At 31.9% G+C, this 13,014-nt stretch carries 10 protein-coding genes and 2 tRNA genes; 6 read left to right on the top strand and 6 right to left on the bottom strand.

Translation table 11 applies throughout. The features are described 5' to 3' along the window. The first annotated feature begins 169 nt into the window (after positions 1-169). Positions 170-628, top strand: a complete 459-nt coding sequence (locus EGI22_RS15855; RefSeq protein WP_255069390.1) for a hypothetical protein — start codon at positions 170-172, stop codon at positions 626-628. 35 nt (positions 629-663) lie between these two features. On the opposite strand, the gene EGI22_RS15850 is transcribed toward EGI22_RS15855, so the two are convergent. The 6 genes from EGI22_RS15850 to EGI22_RS15825 form a co-directional block, all read right to left on the bottom strand. Further along, a complete protein-coding gene (locus tag EGI22_RS15850; protein WP_255069389.1) occupies positions 664-2,592 on the bottom strand; it encodes a hypothetical protein in 1,929 nt (642 codons plus the stop codon). Beyond that, positions 2,589-4,433: a hypothetical protein gene (locus tag EGI22_RS15845; protein ID WP_255069388.1), complete on the bottom strand. Its 1,845-nt coding sequence runs from the start codon at positions 4,431-4,433 to the stop codon at positions 2,589-2,591. The genes EGI22_RS15850 and EGI22_RS15845 overlap by 4 nt, the downstream gene beginning before the upstream one ends. Then, entirely contained in the window at positions 4,430-5,026 is a 597-nt protein-coding gene (locus EGI22_RS15840; protein ID WP_255069387.1) for a hypothetical protein, read from the bottom strand. The genes EGI22_RS15845 and EGI22_RS15840 overlap by 4 nt, the downstream gene beginning before the upstream one ends. Positions 5,027-5,028: 2 nt before the next feature. Next, positions 5,029-7,158, bottom strand: coding sequence for a hypothetical protein (locus tag EGI22_RS15835; protein WP_255069386.1), 2,130 nt, complete (start codon positions 7,156-7,158; stop codon positions 5,029-5,031). A 408-nt stretch (positions 7,159-7,566) separates the two neighbouring features. Beyond that, positions 7,567-7,652 (bottom strand) — tRNA-Leu (locus tag EGI22_RS15830). Between the two features lie 52 nt (positions 7,653-7,704). Then, positions 7,705-7,777: transfer RNA gene (locus EGI22_RS15825), tRNA-Gly, on the bottom strand. Between the two features lie 148 nt (positions 7,778-7,925). On the opposite strand from EGI22_RS15825, the gene hisIE reads away from it, so the two are divergent. The 5 genes from hisIE (at position 7,926) to EGI22_RS15800 (ending at position 13,006) form a co-directional block, all read left to right on the top strand. After that, positions 7,926-8,525: a bifunctional phosphoribosyl-AMP cyclohydrolase/phosphoribosyl-ATP diphosphatase HisIE gene (gene hisIE / locus EGI22_RS15820; RefSeq protein ID WP_255069385.1), complete on the top strand. Its 600-nt coding sequence runs from the start codon at positions 7,926-7,928 to the stop codon at positions 8,523-8,525. After that, positions 8,522-8,866, top strand: coding sequence for a phage holin family protein (locus tag EGI22_RS15815; RefSeq protein WP_255069384.1), 345 nt, complete (start codon positions 8,522-8,524; stop codon positions 8,864-8,866). Before hisIE ends, EGI22_RS15815 begins: the two co-directional genes overlap by 4 nt. Then, positions 8,863-9,249: a hypothetical protein gene (locus EGI22_RS15810; RefSeq protein ID WP_255069383.1), complete on the top strand. Its 387-nt coding sequence runs from the start codon at positions 8,863-8,865 to the stop codon at positions 9,247-9,249. The genes EGI22_RS15815 and EGI22_RS15810 overlap by 4 nt, the downstream gene beginning before the upstream one ends. 147 nt (positions 9,250-9,396) lie before the next feature. Then, positions 9,397-10,839 carry a capsule assembly Wzi family protein gene (locus EGI22_RS15805; RefSeq protein ID WP_255069382.1) on the top strand — a complete coding sequence of 481 codons (1,443 nt, stop codon included), beginning with the start codon at positions 9,397-9,399 and terminating at the stop codon, positions 10,837-10,839. Positions 10,840-10,999: 160 nt separating this feature from the next. Then, complete coding sequence (locus EGI22_RS15800; RefSeq protein WP_255069381.1) at positions 11,000-13,006, top strand: gliding motility-associated C-terminal domain-containing protein; 2,007 nt, start codon at positions 11,000-11,002, stop codon at positions 13,004-13,006. The last annotated feature ends 8 nt before the right edge of the window (positions 13,007-13,014 follow it).

Here is a 13,014-nt window from a genome sequence, read left to right as displayed (position 1 = left end):
CAATTTTTCAGGAAAGTATGATATAAAAACAGGTACGATTACTGTATCATCAGAGAACCATCAAGGCAAGGTAATTTATTATAACCAAACTGCTGGTATGGTACAGGTAGTACTAACAGAACCAAGTTTTTCAGTAACAGGACTAAGAAAATAAATTTTAACCAAGTTTATGAGCAAAAATTCTTATTTTCAAATAGTGGGGTCTCTATTTTTTTTCCTTATAAGTGCTTACTTTATCGCAAGTTCTTCTGCCATGTATGGTAATATTTGTGAATCAAGTGAATACGGTCGATTTAATAGTGCGAACTATTACGAGGATGCCGACAAAAGTATTGTAATTTTACTGGTGGTGGGTATTTTGGCCTTTATAATTTCATTTTTCATTCTTAGGTTTGTAATAATATCAGATAAACAAAAAGCTTATGTCTTAGCAACCTATTTAGGACTATTTGTAATAATCTGTGTATATGAATCGATAACTTCTCTTAACACCGCCTATGAGCTTTACATGAATTCGCCGGGTGGAAATCATTGCAAAATAAAAATAATCGGTTACTCTTTTATCAAATACATTTATGGACTCAATATTGGTTTGTTTGCTGGCTTTTATTCTTTTGTGAAAAAATAGGAATGGTTAAACATGTTTAAATCAATTTTGTTGTATCAATCTTGTATTTTTGAAAAAATTCTTTTACAAATTAGTTGTGTATCTTCTGGTAGATAATCAACTATTATCCCATGCTCTTCGATAAATTGATTATAAATTTCTCTTGCAATGTCCTCAGTTAAATTTTTTGAATCACTTATCTCTTCTAAAAGCTTATTTAGATGGTAAAAATCGATTGCATCCTTATCTAATTTAGGGATATTTATTCCCATAGCCTTAAAGTGAGGCACATTTTTAAAAAACTCATACCATTCTGCTAAATCTTCATAATTATCTGCCACTAAAATCACATTATTGGGATTATTATTCAACGCCGAATAGATCCATCGGACTTCTTGAGGAAATAGGTTTTTAAGTTGAATCTTGTAAATGGCATCTATCTTATTAAAAGTAGCATGAATTCCAATTCCATTCAAAAAATTGGTATTGAATTTTCTTTTACATATTTTATTTAAAACATCTGTTTCAAAAATATCGTGATCAAAATTTCCATCGCTAATGGTATGATCAATGTATTTACTTAAAAGCAAAAGCCTAAATATACAAATATCCCTAAGATAAGCTTCAATTTTGTCTATTGTGAATACTTTTCTTTTTTTATCTTCCGTTTTTATAAGAGTTCCTGTAAATCCAACGATTTTGTTATAAATATTGAAATTATTTAGGCCTTTTAAGGCCGAATTATTCCAAAAATATTCAAATTCATCTGATTCAATTAAATTTTGCACCTGATTCCAAACTTCCGGAATTTCGAAAAATCCCATTTTAGGCCCAAAACATCTTATTCTTTTTGAATTCGCTTTTTCAAGACATTCCTCTTTAATCCTGTCAATGTCATTGATAATAAACTCACGCAGGGCTTCTTTACCCATATTTTTGGGATATAGGTCTTTCAAAGAAATTTTGAGGATAGCCGAAATGATTTGCCTAGAAACATTTGTAATAATCCTTGTAGTTAGATATGGATGTTTAACACTTGCCATTTTTAAGAAATCAACCCCACTTTTCATTTCATAAGACTCGTCAGCTCGCTCAAAAAGTAGGTCTAAAATCATTACTTGAAAGTTATTACCTTTTTCTTTTAGTTGCTCATAGGCTTTTTCGATCGAATAGTTTTTAAGTTCAGTGTCAGAAGAAGGATACACAGAAATAAATCGCTCTTTACAGATTTCTACTAATTCAAGAAGCATTTCTTGGTCGTCTTCCACGATAAGCACATTGTATTTCAGTTTTTCAGTAATTATTTTACCCGAATCTTTGTGAATCAATCGTTCAATGTTTTTCAGTATTGCGGTCAAAAAGGCATTTATTTCATCTTTGTTCATCGCTAAAATATTGCTGTCTATGGCAAATAACTCATTCCCCAAGAATGCCAAAGAATCAACGTGTTTTTTAATAAGCGTTTTTTTACTACTAAATGCGGCTTCTTCTTCTAATAAATTCCGTTGAATTGTATCGAGCTCATGCTTAACAAAAAGCAAAATTCCTGATTTTTTGAGCGAAAATAGTTTGATAAACTCATAATGCTCTTTGCTGTAGTATTCTAAAGACAATCTTTTCAAACCCACATCATAAATATGTTGAAAGGATTTAGCTAAAAAAAATTTATCGCCGCCTCTCACTTTTTTAATCAAATCCACTTGCTTTTTCAAACTAAGAAATCGAATCTGTATTAGCCGTTTACTATTTGGCATTTGATTCATAAAATCAACCGCCAATTCATACCCTTGGTTACTGGTATTGTCTTTGAGCCAGTCAAGTTCAACATAGAAAAAGGCTTGTTCAAAGGCTTCTTTCTTAAAATTAAGGTTATCATAAGCAGCTTTGTTACACACGGCGGTAACATGAGCATCATTAAATTGACCGCTTATTAAGGCTGAAAGTTTATCTTTTGATGTATCATTACAAGCAAGCAGTATTTTCATAAGGAATCTAAAACGGGTTTAAAGGTTGTTAAAATGGTTTCACACGTCGATTTTTGTGAATTTGTGTTGGTAAACTTAATTTTTTCATTGAGGGCTCTATCGTTAGAAATAAATAAGATAGCTTCTCCTTTTTTATCTAGCTTATGTATTGTTTCTACAAGCTTGTCGTCGGCATATAATGCTTCTACATTTTCAGCAAGGATATTTGTTAATGTGACTTTTCCTGGCTCGTAGACAGTAATCTTTTTATTTTTAAGCAATCTTTTTACCAAACCTAAGGTTTTTCTGGCTGCTACCGAAATATCTTTGTCGTAGTTAGGATCATCTTTTGTACTAAACTTCAAAATCTCAGCCAAAACACGTTCATGGATCAGTAAGTTTTCTTCAAAAATAAAACTTAATAAAACTAAAGACTGAAAAATATTGGTGGTGTGGTGATCGAGTGTTGTATTTACATTGCCAATATTCAAAAAGAAGTTGGTATCGATTATACATTTTTTAAAAGCTTTCAGTTTGTTTTTAGTTTGTGTAAATGCTAGGTTTTCTTTAATTTGTTCATAATCAGTGACTACATGGTCAAAACCTTTATTGATGAGCTTTACTACATGTTCATTTTTTAAATCCGTTTCGTACGGTTTTAAGTACTTTTTAATGTATTCTTGTCGCTTTTGAAGAATCCCATCGATTTGATTCACAAGGTTAAAATAGTTGCCAATTGTTTCAGTAGTACTAAGGTGTTTATCAATTCCTTCTTTGATCCAATAACCATCTGGATGCGACACCATGTTGATAAAACATTCATAGACTCCGATTTTGCTGGATGCCGTTGTGATCAAAATCGGTATTTTAGGGTATTTTCTTTTTATTCTTTGGAATACTCTTACGCCCGACAAGTCCATTTGGTTTAGTAGTTTTTTTTGTTCCCCCAAAAGTCTAACATCTAGTAATACCAAGGATATTTCATTTTTTGCCAAGATTTTAAATTTATTAAAGATGTCTTCAATAGTATCGCCATTTTTTGGGATGATTCTTTGTATTTGGTTATTACTTTTCCCAAAAATAATGTTTTCATAAATATCAGCCCAGCCATCATTTGTTTGGTCATCGATTAAAACAACAGTAGCTTCCGAATTTTGTTTTCTTCTATTGACAGCATCTGTCAATTGCCTTCCAAAATACAGTTGTAAAACCCCTTGGACATCGGTTTCTGATATAGCATGAAAATATCGATACAAAACCCCTTCGTAGGACTTTAGTACTGCTTGAATGTTTGCTGGCAGTAATTCATTTAGTTTTTTGCCATACATCGAAATCGCTACATGCTTGTGTACTAACCATAATTTATATATCGCCCAGAGGTTATTCCAATCATGACTAATAGCTGGCAAACCAATTTTTATAAAATTTTTCTGAATTCCTTTTTCAATTGCTTGATGGAGGGTTTTCAATCCAAAAATTTCCTGGTTATTGATATTCAAATAGGCAGTACCATTTGCAAGTAAGATAGCATTTTCGGGTTCAAACCGAAATAGTTCATTGATAGGTTTTCGGCCAAACAAAATACATGGTGTCAAATGCTCTAACATCCGATAGTATTTTAAGAGCTTTACCCCTGGATGTGATACGGAATGGGCATTGTTGATACACAAGTCTATGTCAATGACAAGGATTAGATTGTTTTTAATTTGCTTAGTAATCAATTGGCAAATATCCCATTCATTGGCATGGATATCAATAAACAAAAAATCGAACACATCATCCTTATTTTTCCTTAAAATGGTTTCGATTTCTGGATTACGAATCGTTGAATTTGCTATTAACAAATATTTTTCTGATTTCATAAGTCAAGAATTTCGAGTGATTTTTGAAATGTTTCTATCTCACTAATGGTCAAATCATTAACCTTTTCTACCAATTGATCATATAACTCCTTTAGAGTGTTGGTGAGTTGTGAGTTCTCAACGTAGTAACTGTCAGGGATTTTTCCAACATTGAAAGCCTCAATCAGGCGATTCCTTGCATTTCTGAAGCCGGTGTAGAAATGTCGTTCTAGGATTGTTGGAAGACTTATTTCTGCGTTGTACCATGCGTTTAGGTCTTGGTAGATTCCCTCACTATGGGAAAAATCTACCATAAATCTTTCCTGCACGTTCAGCTTTTTAATAACTTTATCTTGAAGCTCATTTCCAGTTTTGTGCCTCACGATATATACCTTCTCAGTATTAATTAAATCGTTAACTCTATGAGGAAGTTGATTTCTTTGGGTATCATTTTTAATTTCAAACCCATCATTAATAAAAAATACTTTCGAACCACAACAAAATGTTTCTTGATGAATGAATTCAGAATTAAGCTTCCCAAGCGAGGGTATCGAGTTGCAAATTTTTGTTCCGTTTATACGATAGTGGCAAGTGAAAATAATAAAAGTGGGCATGATTAATGAAAGATTTGACGTAAGGATTTTAAAGCTTGCACTAAATGATATTTGGATCGTAAGCGTATAAGTAGATCCCGTAAGGTTGATAAATGTATATAATAACAGCCCCTAATCAAATTAGATGGCCTTCCCCTGCCAGAGCAGAAAACGAAGAGATTGGGTGCATCTTTAATCAAGCTTTTGTAGTACGAAGTAAGCGACGCTGTATCATTGCCGTGATTATTAAAGCTTGCTAAACGTTCAAAAATAGTATAATGCAAGATAGTGTATTCGTTTGTTTTTAAAGATTCTTTGATAAGATGTTCTAGTTCCTTGAAATTATCTTCACTAATTTTTACTAAGTCCCAAATTTTATTGCTTAAAATATGGATACCAGATAAATCTAATAAATCAGCTATAGTGAGTTGAGTATTATTTCTGTATTCTGTCAATGTTTCAAATTGTACCCGTTCGTCAAAAATACCAATATGTATATTTAATGTTTCTGTTAAATATAGCTTTTCTTGAAAATTATAGTTAAAATCAAAATCTCCAGAAGGGAATACATTGGTAAACCAAGTTTGTCTTATTTGGAAGTCTTCAGGTATATACCAAAGAAAAGATTTAAGATTTTCGTGGTTTTTTTTGCCTATTGAAACGACGTCTCTTCCATGTCCATCAATAATTATTAACTGATGGGGTTGAATGTCTGGGTTTTGTTCTTTAATTTTTTTTAAACGGTCCTCGTTTCTTGCAATTTTGAAGTCACTATGCTTGATTTTATATTGTTTTTGCTTTAAATAATTTACCCATAAAATCTCACTTAAACTTTTTATTCTATCGTCATCAATTACTTTTTGTAGCCAAACAGAAAAAATAAAGGAGGATTTATGGCCCTTATGATTTTCATATTCGAATGCATAGGTACTATCATCAACAAACAATAATCTTTGATTGGTATCGAGGTATTGTGCTTTAATCTTGTGTGCTAAAACAAGATCATAGGTGTTAAAAAAACTTTTGCTTACATCTGATATCTTACCTAACAAAATACCTTTCCCTATATTTTTACCTTTAAAACTCGGCAACAAGTCCTCATCAATAAAAATCCTTTTGGGGCGTTTTAAGTAAATTCTAAAACCTAGATTTGTTAGCTCATCTTGGGATATTTTATAAGAATTATCATCCAAGGAATAATAATTAGGCGTTAATAAAGGGTGGAATTTGCCTTTCTCTGAGATTTCGACGAAACTATCTTTAACTACATTATCAATATAATCCAAGGGGAAATCAACCAAGTAGGCGGCACAAACTTTCATTTCAAAAATCCCCCACCCTTCTTGCCTGATTGAATAGTCATTATTAAGAATAGGCGAATCAACAAAGTTTTGTATTCTTTTTAAAGAATTATTCGCATACTCAGATTTATGAAAAATATCTAATGCATAATAATGCTCATCAAAGTCGCTTAGTTGAAAACCAATCTCTATTTTTTCTCGGATTTTTAAATGCTTATAAACATTCCGAATGAGATTTTCAAAGATAATCATGATGGCCACCTTACTCAAACTACCATTCGGCAAACTTAGTGGTGTAAAATCACTAATCTTGGAGTAACCAGAAATAGTTACTTTTCTTTGTGGTGCATCAAGTCCCTCAGTAAAATAATAATCGTCGATAAGCCCAGATAATGCCAAGTTTTTATTAAAGTATTCTTCAATAATATCATTTAAAGTTCCTTCAAAACTACTACGTTCAGTATCAAAGGACATTGTTACATCCGTGATAAACTCCATATTGGCACTGAAAAAATCAAAATATGATTGTATAGCTAAACTTTCTTGTAGTTGTTCGGTTTTAGCATCTTCGATTTTAATTAATTTATCTTTTTTTAACCCTTCATCATCACTATTTACGCAATTTTCAAAGTCATGTTTTTTCTCAAGGAGATTACGATTGAGTTTTGTTAGGTTGTTTTTATCACTATTTTCTAAATAATGATAAAACCTTTCAAACCGATCGTTGACAAAAAATTTCAACCACGGAGCCTTATGGCTGCCGGTGTTATGGGCGAGATTCCGACAAACCACGGCTGAAATGGCAGCTCGGCGTGCGTATTTTTTAACTTGATCATTGGGATTATTTTGCATTTGTAATTTGTGTAAAACTCGAATGTAAGCAAAATCCTCAAAATAAAAAAGATTCAGTTATTTTGTTATTTCTTATTTTTATTATTCGGTCTGGAAAAATCTGTAGGAATCAAAAATTCGCAAATAATAAGAAATCAAAAAAGTTGCCAACTTTAATAAAGTGAATCTTTATATACCTTCTGTTAAAAAAATGCTTTTTATTTCCTTCAAGAACCATAAAAATATAAAAGTAACAATAGTTTTAGAAATAAAGCATTTTAAAAATTGTGACAAAATTGTGACAGATTAAGAGAAAAAGTTAACCAACGAAAGGAAAAGGGTAAAACGAAAAAAGAGCGTAAATTACTTAAAATTAGCAACTTACACTCTCTTTTATTTCATTTGGTTGGCTCTTTTTAGCCTTCCTAGTACCGGGGACGGGAATCGAACCCGTACGAGCGATAAGGCTCACAGGATTTTAAGTCCTGCGTGTCTACCAGTTCCACCACCCCGGCGGGTGAAAGAAATAAAAAAGCTCCCACTTTCATAGGAACTTTTAACCTCTTGAGCGAAAGACGGGTCTCGAACCCGCGACCTTAACCTTGGCAAGGTTACGCTCTACCAACTGAGCTACTTTCGCATTGACAAGAACCTCTCTCGTTTAATGTGGGTGCAAAGATAAGCCCTCTTTTTTTATTTGTCAAGCGTATTTCAAAAAAAATATAATAATTTTCCTTTCCTCCTGATTATTAGACTCTCCTTAGTATTTTTGCATAATTTTTAAATATATGAATAGAAAAGCAGATTTCTCTAAAGGCCTTTTACCAGCTATAATTCAAGATTTTTACACTGGAAAAGTCCTTATGCAAGGTTATATGAATGAAGAAGCCTTCAACAAAACCATAACAGAAGGTAAAGTAACATTCTACAGCCGTTCAAAAGAAAGACTATGGACCAAAGGCGAAACTTCAGATAATTTCTTGGTATATAAAAACCACGCAATAGATTGTGATTCTGACGCTATACTTTTAAAAGCTATACCTCAAGGCCCCACTTGTCATACGGGTGATGATACCTGTTGGGAAGAGAAAAACATTGGAAAAGTGCAGTTTATCAATCAATTGGCTGAAATAATCAAAGACCGCAAAAACAATCCTACGGATGCATCTTATACTACGTCTTTATTTAAAAAAGGAATAAACAAAATAGCCCAAAAAGTTGGAGAAGAAGCCGTAGAGTTGGTAATAGAAGCCAAAGACGATAACAAAGACTTGTTTTTAGGCGAAGCTGCTGATCTTTTATTTCATTATTTGATTCTATTAGAAGCAAAAGATTATACCTTAGACGAAGTTTTAGAAGTTTTAATAAAAAGACACCAAGCCAAATGACAAATTACATAATAAGACTTCTCGTTTGCGGATTTGTGGTATTGACCCTGCCAAAATATCTAGACGATGTAAATGTTGACCATTTTTCTACGGCTATATTGGTTGCATTTGTAATGAGCGTTTTAAATAATTTCGTAAAACCCATTCTCCAATTCATTTCTTTACCCATTACTTTCCTTACCCTCGGTTTGTTTTCATTGGTAATCAGTGTGGCCATCGTTTACTTGTGCGATTACCTCGTGCCAGGCTTTAAAGTAAATGGCTTCCTACATCCTTTGATATTTAGTTTTGTTTTATCGATCGTCAATAGCATCATAGGTTCTTTCCAAAGTGATAAATGAGAAAAATATTCCTTCTAGTTTTAATACTTCAAGCCTGTTCCTATTCAAAACCTCTAGAAATTGAAGGTTTTGAAAACCAATCATTTAAAAACGACAGAGGCGGTTGCGAAGGCAAAAGAATGCCTGCTTTGAAAATCTTGAAACAAAACAGAGATATAATTTTAACGATCTCAGAAAATGAAATCTTAAAAACATTTGGGCGATATGATTACCAAATGTTAGACAAGAAAAACGAAAAATTCTTTGTTTATTTTTTCGAAAAAGGCCCACAATGCGAAAACATCCGCAACCAAACCACGGCCGAAGCCATGATTTTGCATTTTAATTCAATCGGATTAGTAAAAGAAGTTGTTTTCCAAAAAGGTGGAGCTGGGGCTATGTGATAAGGGGAAACTCAATATTTATTTGACCATAAAATAAATTAATTTAGCTTTTTCCAAACTTTTGGACTATCTTGATTGTAACCTTTTTTAATTGGAAATCGGTTTATTACAATAAACCAACATTTCTTATTTGAAAAATTATGCAATATGAAGATAAAACTGCTCATTATACTTTATACATTCTTTGCCTTAAAGTCCCATGCACAGAAAGTTTTCAAAGGAATAAAATATGATTTACAAACAGGATTTATAGCCGCAAGTGATACCAATACTCCATTTTTACTTCATGCAAATACTTTCGGACAAATCCCTCAAAAAGCCAATTTCGGATTCTCTAATTTTGGTTTAACAAAAGAATACGATAGTCTTTACACTAAAACTCAAAAACTCAAAAAGTTTAATTTTGGATATGGCCTAGACTTTCATGCTAATTATGGAAAAGTAAAACAAATCTTGCTCCCTGAAGCCTATTTAAAGTTTAGATACGGCGGATTTGAATTTACAGGAGGAAGAAGAAAACAAATACAAGGTCTAACTGATTCCACTTTAAGCTCCGGTGCGTATGTATATTCTGGCAATGCCCTACCGATACCCATGTTACAATTAACTACGCCCAACTGGATTTATTTAGGCAAAAACAAGAGATTTTCATTCAAAACTGGTCTATCGCATGGGTGGTTTGGAACACAAGGTATAATTGAAAATTTCTATATCCACCAAAAATGGTTGTATTTTAAAATAAACGACAAGAAACAAAAAGTTCAATTGATGGGTGGAATAAATCATCAAGCTCAATGGGGAGGTTATTCTGAAGAGTTGAAGAAAATTGAAAGAGAATATGCCTCACCAACCATAAACGGCTACTTAGCTCCTTACCCTTTGTATAGTTACCAATTTATTGTTTTGCCATTTTTACAAAAATTTGTAAATATGGACCCAAACAAAATACCAGGCTATGGTCGTGGTTTAGCAGTCGGAAACCAATTAGGTTCTGTAGATTTGTGTGCAATTTTCAACCAAAACCTTAAATTTTATCATCAAAAGCCCTTTGATTTTGCCAGATCATTGGTGAATTTCAACAATATCGAAGATGGAATATATGGGTTTGCTTGGCAATCTAAAAGCCCTAAGAGCATTCTTCAGCATATTACGGGAGAATTTATTTATACAAAAAGCCAAGGTCTATATAGGTTTGGGAAATATCAGGAGAGTAACTTTGGTGAATTTGACAATTATTTCTCCCATGGGCAATATCAATCTTGGTCTTACAATTCTAATATTTTAGGTACACCCTACATTTTACTTAACCCTGATAAAAGAACAATTTATAGTAATAGAGTTAAAGTTTATTATTTGGTATTTTCTGGCTACTATAAAAGAATTAATTTTTTAGGAAAAATGAGCTTAAGCCAAAACTTCGGTACTTATGGAAACACTTTAAGTTTAAAAAGAAATTCATTTCTCTTAAATACGAATAAAGAAGTTTTCCGTAAAATAAGATTAAATGTCTCAATTGCACAAGATGTGGGGAGTCTGTATCCGAATAGTATTGGTATATCTTTTGGAATAAATAAAACTTTCATTTATTAGTTTTGCCTAAAAAATGTAAGGAGAAAAATAAAAACCGCTAAATAAATTTTAGTGCTATTTTACCCAAAATTGTTTAAATTTAAGTTTATTTTTAGCTATCTCTATACTATTGAAAACCAAAATATTACATATTTCCCTAATTTTATATGCAATTATGCTGATGCAAAACATCAGCAAAGCACAAGGGCTTTGTGATGCAAACAATAGGCCAGCAGGCTCAATAGAAGGAGCTTTTGAAATAGAAGGGAATATTACAGCAGGATGTACACCTTTGGCTGTTAAACTACACGATAAATCTGGAGGCACGGATATTCGTTACGATTTTTATTACGATGGCAGCAAGGATGCATCACTTTTAGATATGATAAACAATAAAGACTCTTCAAATAATGCATTGTTTTCGAATGCTAATTCCATAAGGGTATATAAAATCCTGCAATATGGCACAAAAAATGGTAAGCCAATGTATACTTGTAAAACCATAAGTGTAAGACCTAACAATCAACCCATTTTTTCTTATAATTCTTGTAACAACAATTCGGTGGAAATCAACATTCCTGTAGCTAATGATAATGACTTCGATTATTATGAAATTAATTGGGGAGATGGTGCTATTTTACCTGAAAAAATAAATAAAAACTCCCTTCCTTATTCAAAAACAAAATCTTTAATTTTACCTAAAACCATTAAAGTAGAAGGGTTTTTCAACAATAGTAAATTAAACTGTGCCAGTCCTGCCTCAATCACCATCCCATTCAAAATACCAACCCTTTTTCCTAATGGATATGATGATCCAAACAAAGTTAATATTGATAAAATTGAACTAGTATCGCCAAATGAAGCCAAAATTTCGTTTCATGGTTCTTTTGATAGCAAAGGGTATGAACTATTTGAAAAAGAACAAGGTAAAGCATATAAATCTAAAGGCAAAAATTACACTCCTGGAGATTATTCTATTGAGTTAGAAGACAGCACAAAGTCTTACTGTTTTTATCTAGATAGGATAACTTCATGTGGTAGTGACCCTTCTGCCGAACTATGCACCTTACCTTTATTTTCAGTTGATCTCCAAGAAAAAAACAATAATCTAAAATGGTCCACTTATCCAAATACTATTACCAGTTTTGATGATAGAAACTACGGTAGATATTTAGACAAATCTCAAAAAATAATTGAAATAGAAAACACAGTAAAAAAAGAAATCGTAGTAAATAAAAATCTGACAACTTATACAAAAACAAATGTTGATTGTTCTAAACAACAATGTTATAGAATTGAAATGGAAACCTCAGGCCAATTGTATTATTATAAATATAGCGGTATTAGTATTTCTAATAAAATTTGTGTCGACAGAAAAACCTTCTCCCCTCCATCCATAAACGATGTATATGTTACTGTTAAAAATGAAAATACAACAGAAATAATATTTCAGGATGATTCTCAATGGAAATTATTAAAAGAACAATATTTTTTATTTAAAAAAAATGAAAACAAAATTGACAGTACTGATTACATTAAACCATTATTAGATATAAATGCCGAAACCTTAAATAATAGTGAATGTTATTTTATGAAGTATAAAGACGAATGTGGTAGTCTTTCAGAGCCGTCGCCGTTGGTTTGCAGTATAAATTTAACTGCAAACATCAACGATGAACTTATCTGGACAAGTTTCAACCCATTCGGAAATGATTCAATAGAAAGTTATGAAATTATATCTATAAATGAAATCACTAAAAATGAATCTAATATAGCAAAAACAAAAAACGGTGAAACTGACTTTAAACCAAATCTAGACAATTTTGAAACTGAAGCAAATTTTAAGATTAGATCAATAAGTCAAAACGGAAAAGAAAGTTATTCTAACAATATATCCATCCCCATTGAAGCAATCTTTTTTGTACCTGATATTTTTTCTCCAGATGGAAATAATGTTAACGATAGTTTACAAATAAAAGGGAGATTTGGCAGGGTTACCAAAATGTATATGAGTATATACAATCTATGGGGAGAAAAAATCTATGAGTTTAACCAAAAAGATAAAGCTTGGAACGGAAAAATTAATGGGAAAAACGCCCAAGAAGGCATTTATATCTATTATTTAAAAATCATTTTAAATAACAATGAAGAAATAATAAAGAAAGGCCGATTTCAATTGATCAGGTAATCCCATAT

Origin of the sequence: Lacihabitans sp. LS3-19 (assembly GCF_024343575.1) — a bacterium.
Classification (GTDB): Bacteria; Bacteroidota; Bacteroidia; order Cytophagales; family Spirosomataceae; genus Leadbetterella.
This window is presented reverse-complemented; position numbering and strand designations above follow the sequence as displayed.